10 protein-coding genes and 1 pseudogene are annotated in these 15,770 nt (G+C 62.8%); 4 read left to right on the forward strand and 7 right to left on the reverse strand.

Annotated features, from left to right (window positions below; all coding sequences use genetic code 11):
• Both KBF66_RS11415 and KBF66_RS11420 read left to right on the forward strand, forming a co-directional pair.
• Complete coding sequence (locus KBF66_RS11415; RefSeq protein ID WP_296656536.1) at positions 1-6,099, forward strand: Hpt domain-containing protein; 6,099 nt, start codon at positions 1-3, stop codon at positions 6,097-6,099.
• A gap of 56 nt (positions 6,100-6,155) precedes the next feature.
• The gene (locus tag KBF66_RS11420) at positions 6,156-6,455 is read left to right on the forward strand and encodes a flagellar basal body protein (protein ID WP_296656537.1); all 300 of its coding nucleotides are present in this window, start codon (positions 6,156-6,158) and stop codon (positions 6,453-6,455) included.
• On the opposite strand, the gene KBF66_RS11425 is transcribed toward KBF66_RS11420, so the two are convergent.
• The 4 genes from KBF66_RS11425 to KBF66_RS11440 all read right to left on the reverse strand — a co-directional run bounded on the left by KBF66_RS11425 (position 6,452) and on the right by KBF66_RS11440 (position 10,913).
• Positions 6,452-8,530: a molybdopterin oxidoreductase family protein gene (locus KBF66_RS11425; protein WP_296656540.1), complete on the reverse strand. Its 2,079-nt coding sequence runs from the start codon at positions 8,528-8,530 to the stop codon at positions 6,452-6,454. The genes KBF66_RS11420 and KBF66_RS11425 overlap by 4 nt on opposite strands.
• Positions 8,531-8,612: 82 nt before the next feature.
• Complete coding sequence (locus KBF66_RS11430) at positions 8,613-9,455, reverse strand: LytTR family DNA-binding domain-containing protein (RefSeq protein WP_296656542.1); 843 nt, start codon at positions 9,453-9,455, stop codon at positions 8,613-8,615.
• Positions 9,452-10,696, reverse strand: a complete 1,245-nt coding sequence (locus KBF66_RS11435; RefSeq protein WP_296656545.1) for a histidine kinase — start codon at positions 10,694-10,696, stop codon at positions 9,452-9,454. Before KBF66_RS11435 ends, KBF66_RS11430 begins: the two co-directional genes overlap by 4 nt.
• Complete coding sequence (locus tag KBF66_RS11440; protein WP_296656547.1) at positions 10,683-10,913, reverse strand: hypothetical protein; 231 nt, start codon at positions 10,911-10,913, stop codon at positions 10,683-10,685. Before KBF66_RS11440 ends, KBF66_RS11435 begins: the two co-directional genes overlap by 14 nt.
• A gap of 230 nt (positions 10,914-11,143) precedes the next feature.
• Here KBF66_RS11440 and KBF66_RS11445 point away from each other — a divergent pair, with 230 nt between their 5' ends.
• On the forward strand, positions 11,144-12,340 hold the full coding sequence (locus KBF66_RS11445) for a M20 aminoacylase family protein (RefSeq protein WP_296656550.1): 1,197 nt from the start codon (positions 11,144-11,146) through the stop codon (positions 12,338-12,340).
• Between the two features lie 46 nt (positions 12,341-12,386).
• Here KBF66_RS11445 and KBF66_RS11450 read toward each other — a convergent pair whose 3' ends face one another.
• The 3 genes and pseudogenes from KBF66_RS11450 to KBF66_RS11460 all read right to left on the reverse strand — a co-directional run.
• On the reverse strand, positions 12,387-13,151 hold the full coding sequence (locus tag KBF66_RS11450) for a type III pantothenate kinase (RefSeq protein ID WP_296656553.1): 765 nt from the start codon (positions 13,149-13,151) through the stop codon (positions 12,387-12,389).
• A gap of 30 nt (positions 13,152-13,181) precedes the next feature.
• Positions 13,182-13,619 carry a rhodanese-like domain-containing protein gene (locus KBF66_RS11455; RefSeq protein WP_296656562.1) on the reverse strand — a complete coding sequence of 146 codons (438 nt, stop codon included), beginning with the start codon at positions 13,617-13,619 and terminating at the stop codon, positions 13,182-13,184.
• A 174-nt stretch (positions 13,620-13,793) separates the two neighbouring features.
• Positions 13,794-14,354 (reverse strand): annotated as a pseudogene (locus KBF66_RS11460) (MBL fold metallo-hydrolase); the annotation flags it as partial.
• Positions 14,355-14,474: 120 nt separating this feature from the next.
• Here KBF66_RS11460 and KBF66_RS11465 point away from each other — a divergent pair.
• Positions 14,475-15,596, forward strand: a complete 1,122-nt coding sequence (locus tag KBF66_RS11465; RefSeq protein ID WP_296656555.1) for a C4-dicarboxylate ABC transporter — start codon at positions 14,475-14,477, stop codon at positions 15,594-15,596.
• Positions 15,597-15,770 lie beyond the last annotated feature (174 nt).

Genomic DNA, 15,770 nt, shown 5'->3' on the forward strand with positions numbered 1-15,770 from the left:
ATGCAAGCACACGTTTCATCGACGGTGAGCGCCTCTGACCTTGAGTCCGACCTCGGCCCGCTGGCCTGGGTGCTGGATGAACTGCGCAAATCACTCGACGCGGCCACCAGGGCCTTGCGTCGCTATGTGCACGATGCCGAACTGGCGCGGGGCTCGGATCTGTCCGCGCTGGACGGGAGCCAGCTGCGGATTGCGCGCCAGCAATTGCATCAGGCGGTGGGTGCCCTGGAGATGGTCGGCCTCGAGGTGCCAGCCAGGATGCTGCGCGCCATGGAAACCCTGGTGCAAAAGTTTGTCCAGAAACCCGAGTTTTGCAGCGACCAAGCGGCACAAAAGGTGGAGCGGGCAAGTTTTGCGCTGACGGACTATCTGGAGGCGGTGCTCAAAGGCCGGAAGTTCTCCGCGGTTGCGCTGTTTCCGCAGTACCGCGACATTCTGGACCTGATCGGTGAAGACCGGGTGCACCCAGCCGACCTTTGGGCCAACCCCTGGCGCTGGATCAATGTGCCCATACCCAAGACGGTGACGCCACTGGCCTACGACTCGCCGGTGCGCGCCCGTATCGACGGTCTGGTGCTCAATGTTGTGAAATCCGGCCACACCCCGTCGGCGCGCGCCTTGAGTGACATCAGTCTGGGTTTTGCTGCAGCGCAGGCCGAGTTGCACCCACGCGTGTTGTGGGCCATTGCGGCGGCCTATTTTGAGGCCTTTGCTATGGGTTTGTGCCCACCCGACGTGTACACCAAACGCGCTGCCTCTCGGGTGTTGCTGCAGTTTCGCAATCTCACCAAGGGCGTGCCAGACATCTCCGAACAGCTGGTGCAAGACCTCCTGTTCTTTTGTGCGCAGGCCATCGGACCCGCTGATCAGACCGCGCCAGCCCTGCAGGCGGTCAGGCAGGCGTACGGCCTGCACCAGGCGAGCCGGGTGGATTACGAAAAAGCACAGTTTGGTCGCTTTGACCCGACCCTGCTGGCACAGGCGCGCAAACGCATCACCGCCGCGACCGAGACCTGGTCGTCGCTGTCCGGTGGCGACACCGGTCGCATCAAGATGGCGACCGATCAGTTCAGTCTGGTGTCGGAATCGATCGTCAAACTGCACCCGGAAAGTGGCGAGTTGGCACGCGCATTGACGCGTGCTCTGGATGCCGTCAACCGTTCGTCCAGCACGCCGCCACCACCGCTGGCCATGGAAGTGGCCACCGCGGTGTTGTACCTGGAGGCAGCTTACGACGACCCGGACCCGACCCACAACCAGATGCAGGAGCGTGGTAACCGCCTGGCGCAGCGGCTGGACCATGTGCTGGCCGGTGCACCCTCGGAGCCGCTGGACGGCTGGATGGAAGAGCTGTACCGACGCGTCAGTGACCGCCAGACCATGGGCAGTGTCGTGGGTGAGTTGCGAACCTCGTTGGGCGAGGTTGAGTCGGCGCTGGACGCCTACTTTCGCCATCCGGACGACAAACTGCCCCTGCACGACGTGCCGGGCCGTCTGTCGCAGATGCGCGGTGTGTTTTCAGTTCTGGGCATGGACCAGGCCGCCGTGGCGGCGCGGCGGATGCGCGACAGTGTGGAGCGTTTTCTGGTCGATGCCGCCGAGGCCAATGCCAATGAAACCATTGAAAAGCTCGGCAATAGCCTGGGTGCGATGGGATTCTTGATTGACATGCTGAGCTATCAGCGCGAACTGGCGAAAAAGCTCTTTGTCTACGACGAAGCGCTGGGTGAGTTCAAGTCCCTGATGGGGCGCTTGAAGGCAGCACCGGAGGTGGTGACGGCGTCTGACACAGCACAGCCTGAGGTCGCGGAGCCGCAGTTGGTTGCACCCGTGCCACCAGCGCCGATGCCAGCAGTATCCATTCCTGAGCCCGTTGCCGCACCGGAACCGGCCGTCGTACCACCTGTGGCAGACGAACCGGAAGATGACGATGCCGAGCTGCGCAGCATCTTTCTCGAAGAAGCCGCCGAAGTGGTCGACAACGGCATGGCTGCTCTGGCGGCCCTGCGGTCCAACCCGGCCGATCAGGCGCAGCAAACGGCGTTACGGCGGGCATTCCATACCCTCAAAGGCAGTTCCCGGATGGTGGGGCTGACTGAGTTTGGCGAGGCTGCATGGGCCATGGAGCAATTGCTCAACGCCTGGTTGCCGCAACAACTGCCGGCCACCCCTGCCCTGATCCAACTGTCGGATCAGGCGATGGCGGGTTTTGCACAATGGATCGAAGACATCCGTGGCGCCGCCGATGCACCCTGGCGCGCCTTACCTTTCCGTGTGGCAGCCGATCGTCTGCGGCTCGAAGGTCTGGGTTCAGAGTTGCAGTTGACCAACGATCAGAAGATCGACCAACCAGCGCCCATTCCCGCCGCACCCGCTGAGTTGCGGATGGCCGCTGTTGAACCAGAGGAAATGGACACCGCTGACTTTTCGACGACGCAGATACTGGATACCGACGCTCTTGAGGCGCTGAACACGGAGTCGCTGGCGCCGGTCAGTGACGTCAGTGAGCCTTTGCTGGATGATCTGGAATGGCCAACAACCCGATCCGAGTCGCCCGATTTGCTGGATATCAGCTTTGACGATCTGCTGGCTGCCGAGCCGGAGCCGCCGTTAGACCCGCTCGCCACCACAGTGTTGATTGCCAAGCCCGAACCCGAGCCCGTCTCAGAGCCGACGGTGGCGACGGAGAAGTTCGAACCCGACCCGTTGGCGGAGTCTGCGCTGAAGGCGGATCATCTGCTTGAGCCTGAGCCTGAGCCTGAGCCTGAGCCTGAGCCTGAGCCTGAGCCTGAGCCTGAACCTGAACCTGAACCTGAACCTGAACCTGAACCTGAACCTGAACCTGAACCTGAACCTGAACCAGAGCCAGAGCCAGAGCCAGAGCCAGAGCCAGAGCCAGAGCCAGAGCCAGAGCCAGAGCCAGAGCCAGAGTTGCTGCTGGATTTTGACGACGTGCTGGCACCGGTCGAGGCCGGACAAGCGGCGCTGACGGACGATTTGCCGCAGCTTGGGTTGACCGGGCCGGAGCCAGACCTGCCCGAGCTGCTGGGCGAAGAGTCGCTCGCTCAAGACGATCCGCTGGCCGGCTTGACACTTGACTTTGGGCCAACGGAATTGGAACAGGGGCGTACAGACCCATTGCCAGAAGAGCCGCCGGTCGAAACCGTGGCCCTGTCTGACGTTGAATCGCCGGAGTCCGACGCGGTCGACGTGCTGGAGCCACCCGATACGCTGGACGATCAGGTCAAGGTGATTGGTCCGCTGCGGGTGGGGCTGGCCCTGTACAACGTCTACCTCAACGAAGCCGACGAATGGTCGCGTCGCTTGCAGACGGAACTGTCGGAGTGGGCCATTGAGCTGACACCACCTGTGCCGGACTCGTGTGTCACGCTGGCACACTCGCTGGCGGGCAGTTCCGCCACGGTGGGTTTCACGGCCGTTGCGGCGCTAAGCCGCTCACTGGAGCACGCGCTGGCGCACGTCCGGCTGGCGCGGCTGGGGCTACAGCCACATGCCGACCTGTTTGTCGAGGTGGCCGAGGACATCCGGCGCTTGTTGCACCAGTTTGCTGCAGGTTTCCTGAAAGCGGCCAACCCCGAGCACCTGGCCGCGCTGCAGGCCATCCTGGATCAGGACTTTGCACTCGCCGAGCCTGCGCCCGAGGACGCCAGCGAGCCGTTGATCCTGACGCCAGAACCCGAAGCGCTGCCCGTGCCGGAGCCGCTGGCAGACGATGACATAGAGGCCACCGATCGGCTGGATGTGGATCTGTTCCCGATCTTCGAAGAGGAGGCACTGGAGTTGCTGCCGCAACTCGGTGGTGCATTGCGGCAATGGAGTGCACATCCCTCCCAGCCGGGTGCGCGCCGGGAAGTGTTGCGCGCACTGCACACCCTCAAAGGCAGCGCACGACTCGCTGGCGCCATGCGCATGGGCGAAATGGCGCACCGCATGGAGTCGGCCGCCGAGCACATCAATGCCGAGGACGCGACCCCTGCGCAGATTGATCCGCTGCTGGGTCGGCTGGACGCGCTGTCAGACTGCTTCGACGCCTTGTGTGCCACCCCGGCGGCGGCCCTGGTGCTGCCAGAATTTGCCACCCCTGTACCGGTCGCAGCGTCAGCACTTGCGCTGGCCGACCCTGCTGCCCCCGACGTGCCGTCCGGCGAAGCGGATGCGCCTGCTGCGCCGCCTGCGGGGCCAACACCGATCCCGCTGGCGCGTCGTGGCGCCGGGCAAACCACCCGCGTCAAGTCGCAGTTGCTCGACCGCATGGTCAACAACGCGGGTGAGGTCATGATCACCCGCTCCCGCCTGGAGTCGCGGCTGTTGCAGATGCGGGCCTCGCTGGCAGACCTGACCGGCAACCTTGAGCGATTGCGCCACCAACTGCGCGACATGGAAATGCAGTCCGAGTCGCAGATGCAGTCGCGGCTGGCGCAGACCAAAGAGGCGGCGCAGGGTTTTGATCCGCTGGAGTTTGACCGTTTCACCCGGGTGCAGGAACTCACCCGCATGATGGCAGAGTCGGTGCACGATGTGGCCACTGTGCAGCGCAGCCTGCAGCAAACCGTACAAGGGGTGGACGACGACCTGTTTGCCCAGGCCCGACTGACACGCGAGCTGCAGCGCGATCTTTTGCGCACCCGGATGGTGGACTTTGAGAGTATTGCCGACCGCCTGTACGGTGTGGTGCGCCAGGCGGCCAAGGACTATGACAAACTGGTCAAGCTTGACATCGATGGTGGCTCGCTCGACATGGACCGTGGTGTGCTGGAGCGCGTTGCCCCCGCCTTTGAGCACCTGTTGCGCAACGCGGTGGGCCATGGCATCGAAACCGCGGCGGTACGGGCAGCCGCCGGCAAGCCGCCAACGGGGGCGATTCATATCAAGGTGGTGCAGCAAAGCAACGATGTGGTGGTGACGCTGAGCGACGATGGTGCCGGACTCAATCTGCCGGCCATTCGAGACAAAGCGATGGCCAAGGGGCAGATCACGGCCGCGCAGAAGCTCAGCGACGACGATGTTGCCAAACTCATTTTTACCTCGGGTCTATCCACCGCAACCGAAATCACCGAAATGGCGGGGCGCGGCGTCGGCATGGACGTGGTGCGTACCGAAGTGGATGCACTGGGTGGGCGCATTGAGCTCAGTACGCGACACGGTGAAGGGACCTGTTTCACACTGGTGATGCCCTTGACGACCGCGGTGACGCAGGTGGTTCTGCTGCGCATGGGCGACGTGGTGATGGGTGTGCCCTCCAATCTGGTGGAGAGTGTGCGCCGTGTGCCCGCCGCAGAGCTGGACCTGGCATACCGCCAGCAGCGTTTTGAGTATGCCGGCGAGGCCTTGCCGTTCTACTGGGCGGGGGCGTTGTTGCAGGTTTCCGGCGTCAATCTGGAGGCCGTTGGCAAGCACGCGGTGGTGGCAGTGTTCCGCAGCGCTGGCCAGCGTGTGGCCCTGCATGTGAACGAGGTGCTGGGCAACCGCGAAGCCGTGGTCAAGAACCTGGGGCCCCAGTTGTCGCGCTTGCCAGGTCTGGCCGGCATGACGGTGCTGGCGTCGGGTGCGGTGGTGCTGATTTACAACCCCGTGGCCTTGGCGCATGCCTATGCCGAACGCGCCCGGGCCTGGACCGACGCAACGCTGGCTGCAGCGGCCGCACCAGATTCGACGGCTGGCGTCGGCCAACGCGCCGCAGTGGCGCAAGCGCCGCTGGTACTGGTGGTGGACGACTCGATCACGGTGCGACGGGTGACGCAACGCCTGCTCAAACGCGAGGGTTTTCGTGTCGTCATGGCCGCCGATGGCTTGCAGGCGCTGGAAGTTCTGCAACTTGAAAAACCGTCGGTGGTGCTGACCGATATTGAAATGCCACGCATGGACGGGTTTGACCTGGTGCGCAATATCCGCTCGGACGCCGCCTTGCAGGACTTGCCGGTGATCATGATCACCTCGCGCATTGCGGAAAAGCACCGGGACTATGCGCGGGCGCTCAAGGTTGACCATTACCTTGGCAAGCCCTATCCGGAAGACGAGCTGATCACGCTGGTGCGCGCTTATTGCCAGACCCATCAGAACGGTAGTTTGAGTGTATAAACGGGCTCTAGCGCATACGGCAGTAAGTGTTATTGCTCTTAAATTAGGTAATAATTATGACCTCCATCACAGCCATCGCCGTGTCGGGCATGACGGCCGCGCAGGCCCGACTCAACACCTCCGCCCACAACATTGCCAATCTCAACACCGAGGGTTTTGTGCGCCAGGAACTTGATCAGCAGGCACAGGCCCAGGGTGGCGTGAGCACGCTGGTGCGTGCGGCGGATGCGCCCGGTCCCGCGCTGGCGACCGACGTGGTGTCCCAGTTGCAAGCCAAACATGCTTTTCTGGCCAACCTGGCGGTGTTCAAGAGTCAGGACAAAATGGCCGGTGCCCTGCTGGACCAGCAGGCTTAAGCCGAAGCCGCCTGCACCTGCACCAGACAGTCGTAAAAGGTCGGGGCATGACCCAGGTCAGTCAGGGCCTGGCTGGTGAGCTGGTTGACATTGGTGCCACGTAGCCCCATTTTGCGCCACCAGACCCCCAGTCCGTTGACCACGCCGGGTCGCGCTCGCGCGCTGACTTGCAGTCGACAGTGGTAGTCGCCCCGGTCATTGAACACCCGCACGACGTCACCCGACTTGAGCTGACGTGCTGCTGCGTCGTCCTGGTGCATCTCCAGCATCGGCTCAAGTTCGGTCGCCTGCAGGCTGGGTACATTGACAAAACTGGAATTGAGAAAGTTGCGTGCCGGCGGTGAGATCATGGCCAGGGGGTACTGCGCAGAGGTATTGGCCGCCTCATGATTGGGCACGTGGTCGGGCAGGCCGTCCTGGCCCCGGTCTGCCAGGCGCTGGCTGAAAAATTCGCATTTTCCTGAGGGTGTGGGAAAACCGCCTTGGGCAAACGGGGCATCTGGCGTATTCAGGGTGACAAAACCGTGCTCAAGCAGTTGCTCAAAGTCCACCGCTTCACCATAGGCCTGGCGGCACAGCAACTCGTCGCTGTCACTGAAACAGGCATCGTCAAAGCCCAGACGCTGCGCCAGCTCCCGAAAAATCTGGGTATTGGTTTTGGCCTGCCCCAGCGCGGCGATGGCCGGGCGGTTCAGCAGCACATCGGTGTGGCCGTAGCTGCGGTGGATATCCCAGTGCTCCAGCTGTGTGGTGGCGGGCAGGATGTAATCGGCATAGTCGGCGGTATCGGTCTGGAAATGCTCCATCACCACGGTGAACAGGTCCTCGCGCGCCAGACCCTGCACCACCTTGGCCGAATCCGGTGCAATGGCCGCAGGATTGCTGTTGTAGACCAGCAGCGCCTCAATTTTGGGGCCAAAGTCAGGGCTGGCCGCTCGCAGCAGGTCATCGCCGATGGTGGCCATGTTGATCATGCGTGGCTTGCGCGCACCCAGCAGGTCGGGCCGCTCCAGCTTGGCGCGTTGCACCGGGAAGTTGCTGGAACTGGACATCAGCACACCACCGGCCGGGTGGCGCCAGGCACCAATCAGGGCCGGCAGCGCAGCAATCAACCGTACCGCATTGCCGCCGCCGTGCACCCGCTGCAGCCCGTAGTTCATGCGGATGGCGGCGCTCTGGCCGTTGTGTGCGTGGGCGCCGTAGTCGCGTGCCAGCGACACAATCTGGGCGGCAGAAACGCCGCAGACGGCAGCAGCCCGTTTTGGCGGCCATTGCAGCGCGCGCGCCCGCAAGGCGTCCCAGCCCAGGGTGTAACGTGCCAAATAGTCGTGATCAAGCCAGTCATGGACAATCAATTGCTGCATGATCGATAGCGCTAAAGCCCCGTCAGTACCGGGCAACAGGGCAATATGCTCATCACATTTGTCGGCTGTCTCGCTTTTGCGAGGGTCAATGCAGATCAGCTTGGCACCGGCGCGCCGGGCCTGGTTGGCATAGCGCCAAAAATGCAGGTTGCTGGTGATCGAGTTGCTGCCCCAGATGAGGATCAGTCTGGACTGGGCAAAAAACTCAACCCGCATCCCCACTTTGGCACCAATCGTATGCACCAGCCCCTCGCCGCCGGCGCTGGCGCAGATGGTGCGCTCCAGCAGCGACGCGCCCAGCCGATGAAAAAACCGCGCTGCCATGCTCTCTCCCTGCACCAGGCCCATGGTGCCGGCATAGCTGTAGGGCAGGATGGCCTGCGCATCGCGCGCCGCGATGGCTTGCAGCCGTGCGGCAATGTCGTCGAGTGCAGCCTCCCAGCTGACCGGCTCAAACTGCCCGGCACCCTTGGCCCCGACGCGTTTGAGCGGCTGCAGCAGGCGTTCGGGGTGGTACGTGCGCTCGGTGTAACGCGACACCTTGGTGCACAGCGCGCCATCGGTATGCGGGTGGGCCGGGTTACCCTGCACCTTGATGGCCACGCCATTTTCCACCGTGGTCAGCAGGGCGCAGGTGTCCGGGCAGTCATGTGGGCAGGCACCCTTGACGGGCAGCGTGCGGGAATCAGGGTGGGGCTTGCAGTGTGCCATGGTCAAACTCGGTCAGTGTGGTGGCGCACATTGTGAACCATTGCGCCCCCGGGCCGGGTGGGTGGCGACTGGCAAGGGAAGGTCAGGCCGCCCGGAATACGTGGCTGAAGCTGCGACTGACTTCGAGCACTTCGGGGTGCTGTTTGAGCGTGACGCGCTGGCGCCCGGTGTCGTCGCGCTGCACGGCGGCAATGGCCGACAGGTTGACGATGGTGGCGCGGTGGATCTGCCAGAACTGTTGCGCATCGAGCTGGCCGATCAGCTCGCGGATGGGGGTGCGGATGAAGGACTCTTGCGTGGCGGTTTGCACCCGCGTGTACTTTTCGTCCGAGCGGAAAAACAGCACATCGTCCACATTGACCAACCGGGTGCTGTTGCCCGCGCCACACTGCAGCCAGCGCAGACGCGGCGCGCTGTCGGGGCCGCTCAGGCGCGACTGCAGTTGGGCCAGGGTTTGCAGCAGGGCGTCCTGCGAATGGCTGGGCGCGGTGCTGGGGGTGTCGGTGCCGGCTTCGGTTTTGGCCAGGCGTGCCTTTAAACGCGCCACGGTGATATTCAGCCGTGTGCGCTCCACCGGTTTGAGCAGGTAGTCCACCGCGCCTTCTTCAAACGCCGTCACGGCATACTCGTCATAGGCAGTGGCAAACACGATCTCGCCGCGCCAGCCCTCCAGTGCGGCGATCTCGCGCGCTGCCTCGATGCCCGTCAAGCCCGGCATCCGGATGTCCAGAAACACCACATCGGGGCGCAGTTCGTCAACCAGCTGAAGCGCCTCCAGCCCGTCACGCGCGCTACCGCAAATCTGCAGCTCGGGCCAGCATTCGGCCAGGCGTGCCTGCAATTGTTCGCGCAGCAAGCGTTCGTCGTCGGCAATCAGCGCACGAGGCGCCGGTGCGTGAACGGCAGGTTTTGCATCTGAGTTCATTTCTGCTTTGCCGACTCCACCTGATACGGAATGGCCAGACTGGCCACCGTGCCCACCGGGTTGCCGGCATGCAGATCCAGGCTGCTCGTCCCGGGGTAAAGCAGTGCCAGACGGTTGCGAATATTGTCCAGCCCCAGACCCGTGCCTGCGGTATTGGCGGCAAAAACATGCCCGCCATGCAACCCCACACCGGTGTCAGCCACCTCCACGCGCAACTGCCCGTCAACCACTTGGGCCGAGACGGTGACGCGCCCGCCCTCGGGCTTGGGCTCGATGCCGTGCTTGATGGCGTTTTCGACCAGGGTTTGCAGCACCATCGGCGGAAAGATGGTGGACTCCAGCCCTGGCGGTACCAAAATCTCGTAGCTCATGCGCTCTTCAATGCGCAGCTTGAGCAGCTCCAGGTACGGGCGGATCAGTGCCAGCTCTCGCCCCAGCGTGGATGACTCCTGGCGCATTTGCGGCAGCGCGGCACGCAGGTAGCTGATGAGGAGTTTCTGCATCTCGGAGGCACGTTTGGGGTCGGTCTCAATCAAATAGTCCACCGCCGCCAGCGTGTTGAACAGAAAGTGCGGCTCCACCTGCGCCTGCAACAGCTTGAGGCGTGCCTGCACCAACTGGCGCTGCATCGCCTCGCGCTCGGCGGCGGTGTTGGCCACCTGCAACTTGGCATCGGACTCGGCGGCTTTGCGCACAATGATTTTGGCCGCCACCAGGTAGGCGAAAGATGCCACCAGCAGAGCCGACAGAATATCGCCAATCCAGCCACCCAGGGTGTGCTGGGTGGTGACGCTGACGACTTCGTCGGTGTCCGGTGGATCTTCTTCGTCAATTGACTTGGGAACCTCGATCTTGATCGGCGCCTCCTGGTCGCTGGCAGCCGATGCTGCCGAGGCCGGGTTGGCGGGGGTGGCGGGTGTGCAACCCTGCTCGGTGATGACGATGGCGGTCTTGCCGCCGATGACCACATGCTTGGGTTTGCACGGCACAGTGGGGCTGGGTGGCGCTTTGGCGTCGGTGTCGACGCTTACGCTGATCTTGCGTACCTCACGTTTGGTGCGGTGCGACAGCTGAAAACGGTCGGCGATGATGTTGCCGGCAATCAATGCGATCAGCGCCAGCGCGATCATGCGCCACCAGCTCAGACCCGCAGCCCAGGCGCTTAAAGCTGCGTTGAGCCGTGCCAGCCAGGCCAGTCGGTCTGGCGCAGGCGTGGCGCTGTGGGGCTCAAAGTTTGGCATTGCAGGGCAGGGTGGGGCTTTGGGTTGCGGCCAGCATGGTAGCGGACTCCGGTGTGCGCTTGCCGACAATCGTCACACTGGGCAGTTGCACCAGCGCCGTTTCGGGTGTGAGCGATGGGCCAAAGCCCGCACTCAAAGCGGCAAATACCGCCAGGTTGACAGCAGCGCTGCCTAGCAGGGCGCGCAGGTGAATGGAGGTTTTGCTGGCAGTGGTCATGGTAGGCTCCTTTGGGTCGGGTCACTGGGTGCAGCCCGGATGGGGCTGCGATGGAGCGAACTCTACGCAACACGCGCACGCCATGCACGCGCCGTGCGACAGAATGCGTCTGCCATGCGACAGGGTGCGCCTGCGCCCGACGGGGCGCACGCCGGCGGACGAATGGCGCACCATGCGGCAGCGCGCAAAAGACTCCGACGCGCCTTAGACTCGGGCCAGAGGAGCCAACCATGAAACTGATCGATTCCATCGCTGCGGCAGCCCCCGCCATGGCCACTCTGCGCCGTGACATCCATGCCCATCCAGAGCTGTGCTTTGCCGAGCAGCGTACGGCCGACCTGGTGGCCGCCAAACTGACCGAGTGGGGTATTCCCATCCATCGGGGTCTGGGCACCACCGGTGTGGTGGGCATCGTCAAGGCGGGTACTTCGAGCCGCGCCATTGGTCTGCGCGCCGACATGGACGCGCTGCCGATGCAGGAGTTCAACACCTTCGCCCACGCCAGTGTGCACCCCGGAAAGATGCACGCCTGTGGTCACGATGGCCACACCGCCATGCTGCTGGCGGCAGCCCAGCATTTGAGTCAACACCGCCACTTTGACGGCACGGTGTACCTGATTTTTCAGCCCGCCGAAGAGGGCGGCGGTGGCGCGCGCGAGATGATCAAGGACGGCTTGTTTGACAAATTCCCGATGGATGCGGTGTTTGGTCTGCACAACTGGCCGGGCTCGGCGGTCGGCCACTTTGCGGCAAGCGCCGGGCCTGTGATGGCGTCGAGCAACGAGTTCAAGATCACCATTCGCGGCAAAGGCGGGCACGCCGCCATGCCGCACAACGCGCTGGACCCGGTGCCGGTGGCCTGCCAGCTGGTCCAGGGCTTTCAGACCATCGTCAGCCGCAACGTCAAGCCGATTGACGCCGGCGTGGTGTCGGTCACCATGATCCACGCCGGTGAGGCCACCAACGTCATCCCCGACAGTTGCGAGTTGCAGGGCACGGTGCGCACTTTTTCTCTGGACGTGCTCACCATGATCGAGCAGCGCATGAAAGACATGAGCACGCAGTTGTGCGCTGCCTTCGGGCTGGTGGCGGAGTTCGAGTTTGAGCGGAACTACCCGCCCACCATCAACAGTGTGGCCGAAGCCGAGTTTTGCAGGCGGGTGATGGCGGATCTGGTGGGTGCTGAGAGGGTTCAGGAGCAGGAGCCCACCATGGGTGCTGAAGATTTCTCTTATATGCTGCTGGCCAAGCCGGGTTGCTACGCCTTCATCGCCAACGGCGACGGTGCGCACCGCGACATGGGCCATGGTGGCGGACCGTGTATGTTGCACAACCCCAGCTACGACTTCAACGACGCACTACTGCCGCTGGGGGCCAGCTACTGGGTGCGACTGGCGGAAGCCTGGTTTGCTAAAGTTGCTTCTTAAAATGTAGCTTTAAAACTAATCCCTATATGCGCTAGAGGTCAATTTGTCATGAAAAACGGCGTGCCGCCATTTCCAGCAGGCCGTCAAACACCAGGTTGTCCACCAGCTCAAACTGCAGCGACATGCTGGGTGCCATCTTCCAGCCTGCGCCCCCGGTCATCATGCAGCGCGGCTCGGTGCCACAGTGCTGGCGCACATGGGCCACCATGCGCTCCACCGCGCCGGCAATGGCATAGGTGCCACCGCTGGTGAGTGCGTCGCTGGTGTTGGTGGGAAACGGGCAGACATTACCGGTGGGTACCCGCAGACCGGCGGTACCAGACTCGAGTGCGCGCAGCATGATGCCGTGACCGGGCAGGATCAGTCCACCGAGAAATCGTCCGCTGGCGTCCAGTGCGTCCACGGTAACGGCGGTGCCCACCATCACCACCACCATGGGGCGCGGCTGGCCCTGTGCGAGCCCGCGATGCCAGGCACCGATCATCGCCACCCAGCGGTCAGCCCCCAGCCGTGCCGGGTGGTCGTAGCCGTTGCTTACACCGGCCTCGGCAGCGCTGGCCACCACCCAGTTGGCCGACACGTCCCATAGCTCCATCTGATCTTCCACCCGGCGCTTGATGGCGTCGCCCGCCACCACGCAGCCCAGCATCCGGTTGGGCGCGGGCAGGTTGGCCCACTCACCTTCGGCCAGCTTGTCAATGTTCTCCAGAAACTCCGCGCCTTGCGCCAGCACCGGGGCGTCGCGCCGGGGCGCGCTGTGCAGCGCCCACTTCAAGCGGGTGTTGCCGACATCAATGGCCAAAAAATTCATGGCGGCATTATCCCGACAATCTGCAGAGTCCTAGCCCTGACGCCAGGGCAGGCCGTTGAAGCGCCAACCGCCGCGCTGGCCACGCTGGGCGTTGTCGTTGGGGTCACCCTCAAACCCTTCCAGAATGTTGTAAGCCTGCAAACCCAGTTCGGTGGCGCGCTTGGCAGCAGCGATGGAGCGCACGCCGCTGCGGCACAGCAGCAGCGCTTTTTTGTCCTTGGGCACTGCAGCCAGCAAAGCGGCATCAAAGTCCGGGTTCATCGCCATGCCGGGCCATTGTTTCCAGGCAATCGGTGCCGCCTCGGGTACAAAGCCGACCCAGGCGCGCTCAGCATCGGTGCGCACGTCCACCAACACCCCTTCACCCGCCTGCCACCATTGGTGCGCCAGTGTGACCGAGATGTCGCCGGCATAGCCATCAGCGTCGCGCTGCACCAGCGCATGGGGGGCCGGAGCGTCGTGGCGCAGCCCCAGGTGGAGGTTGGCCGGCACCGCCTCGTCGATACGTTTGGGTGGTGGCAGGTGCAGTGCGTCCATGATGGCGATGAACTCGGCTTGCGTTTTGCCGGCCACGCGGGCGTTGCCAAATTTCTCCTGTCCGATGCTGGAGTTGCTTCGGCCCTGGTAGTCGTGGCCGGGCCAGACGGTGGTGGTGTCGGGCAGTTTGAACAGCACCTCGGTCAGGCTGTGGTACAGGTCGGCGGCGCTGCCGGACTGAAAGTCGGTGCGGCCGCAGCCGTTGATCAGCAGTGTGTCGCCCGTGAAGACGTGGTCGCGCCAGACAAAACACATGCTGCCAGCCGTGTGGCCAGGGGTGTGCAGGGCACGGATGTGCTCACTGCCAAACTGCAACACGTCACCGTCCTTGAGCAGCACCGATGCCGAGCTGACGCCACAGGCCGCCGGCGCCGTGGTTTTGGCTCCGGCCAGTTCGGCCAGCTGACCAGCGCTGGTGATGTGGTCGGCGTGGGCGTGGGTTTCCAGCGCCCAGACCAGTTTCAGGCCGTAGTCGCGCAAGGTTTCGAGGTCGCGCGCCACCTGGGTGTCAACCGGGTCGATGATGATGGCGTCCCGGCTGGTGGCGTCAAACAGCAAATAGGTGTAGGTGGATGAGGCGGTGTCAAAAAGCTGGATGGGTTTCATGGTGTTCAGGTGAGGGTGAAACTGGCGCTGGAATATACCGCGCGCCAAAGCCGTCATCATTTTTTTCAAACAAGGTTGAAAATTCTTTCACTCGCCAATTGAAATGCGCTAGTGAAAACCCTAGCCTTTCAAGCGCAAGGGAGTGATCAAAATCAACCGATACATTTTTTACAACAGGAGATGACCTTGACTGAACGCAAAACCCCTCGCCGCAACCTGCTTAAAGGCGCTGCCATTGCCGCTGGCGCCATGTCGGCACCGATGATTGCGAAGGCGCAGACTGGCCCGATCAACATGCGCTGGCAAAGCACCTGGCCGGCCAAAGACATCTTTCACGAATACGCGCTGGACTACGCCAAGAAAGTCAACGACATGACCGGAGGCGACCTGAAGATCGAGGTGTTGCCTGCTGGTTCGGTGGTGCCGGCGTTTGGCTTGCTGGAAGCTGTGTCCAAAGGCACACTCGATGGCGGCCATGGCGTGCTGGGTTATCACTACGGCAAACAGAACGCGCTGGCGCTGTGGAATTCTGGCCCGGCCTTTGGCATGGATGCCAACATGATTCTGGCCTGGCACAAGTACGGGGGTGGCGCTGAGTTGCTGGCCAAGCTGTATGCCTCCATTGGCGGTAACGTGCAATCTTTCCTGTATGGGCCAATGGCGACGCAGCCGCTGGGATGGTTCAAGAAGCCCATCACCAAGTCGGCTGACTTCAAGGGTCTCAAGTTCCGCACCAATGGTCTGGCCATTGACCTGTTCACAGCCATGGGCGCGGCGGTGAATGCCTTGCCGGGTGGCGAAATTGTGCCGGCCATGGACCGCGGTCTGCTCGACGGTGCAGAGTTCAATAACGCGTCGTCGGACCGCTTGCTGGGTTTTCCCGATGTGTCGAAGGTCTGTATGCTGCAAAGCTACCACCAGAGCGCGGAAACTTTCGAAATCATGTTCAACAAAACCAAGTACGACGCGCTGCCCGCCAAGATGAAAGCCATCATTGCCGGTGCCACCGAAGCCGCTTCGGCCGACATGTCCTGGAAAGCGATTGACCGTTACTCCAAGGACTACATCGAGCTGCAAACCAAGGACAAGGTCAAGTTTTACAAGACCCCGGATGCTGTTCTGCAAGACCAGTTGAAACTCTGGACCGAAATTGTCGAGAAGAAATCGGCGGAAAACCCGCTGTTCAAGGAAATCGTGGCGTCGCAAAAAGCCTTTGCCGAGCGCGCCGTGAAGTGGGACCAGGACACCTATGTCAGCCGGCGCATGGCGGTGAATCACTTCTTTGGAGCCAAGAAGGCCTGAGCAACTGGTCCGGCCTCTCGTTCGTCAGCCATTCAGGGTCCCTCTGAAAGTATTTTCCAATTCAGGTATGAGCCTGAAGGGTGCGCAATTTGGTTGACTTCGGGGTGCGGGCTGACCGGGTTAAAAAGGGGAGTTTAAGGGCTTACTTCCCGGATCCCTGAGTACGGCTGTTTT

It is taken from the genome of Rhodoferax sp. (assembly GCF_018063565.1).
Lineage (GTDB): Bacteria > Pseudomonadota > Gammaproteobacteria > Burkholderiales > Burkholderiaceae_C > Rhodoferax.

Coding starts and splice junctions, on each gene's coding strand:
- KBF66_RS11450 (WP_296656553.1), bottom strand. CDS start 13,151: ATGAATTTTTTGGCCATTGATGTCGGCAACACCCGCTTGAAGTGGGCG.
- KBF66_RS11435 (WP_296656545.1), bottom strand. CDS start 10,696: ATGCCAAACTTTGAGCCCCACAGCGCCACGCCTGCGCCAGACCGACTG.
- KBF66_RS11445 (WP_296656550.1), top strand. CDS start 11,144: ATGAAACTGATCGATTCCATCGCTGCGGCAGCCCCCGCCATGGCCACT.
- KBF66_RS11440 (WP_296656547.1), bottom strand. CDS start 10,913: ATGACCACTGCCAGCAAAACCTCCATTCACCTGCGCGCCCTGCTAGGC.
- KBF66_RS11415 (WP_296656536.1), top strand. CDS start 1: ATGCAAGCACACGTTTCATCGACGGTGAGCGCCTCTGACCTTGAGTCC.
- KBF66_RS11465 (WP_296656555.1), top strand. CDS start 14,475: ATGACCTTGACTGAACGCAAAACCCCTCGCCGCAACCTGCTTAAAGGC.
- KBF66_RS11430 (WP_296656542.1), bottom strand. CDS start 9,455: ATGAACTCAGATGCAAAACCTGCCGTTCACGCACCGGCGCCTCGTGCG.
- KBF66_RS11425 (WP_296656540.1), bottom strand. CDS start 8,530: ATGGCACACTGCAAGCCCCACCCTGATTCCCGCACGCTGCCCGTCAAG.
- KBF66_RS11420 (WP_296656537.1), top strand. CDS start 6,156: ATGACCTCCATCACAGCCATCGCCGTGTCGGGCATGACGGCCGCGCAG.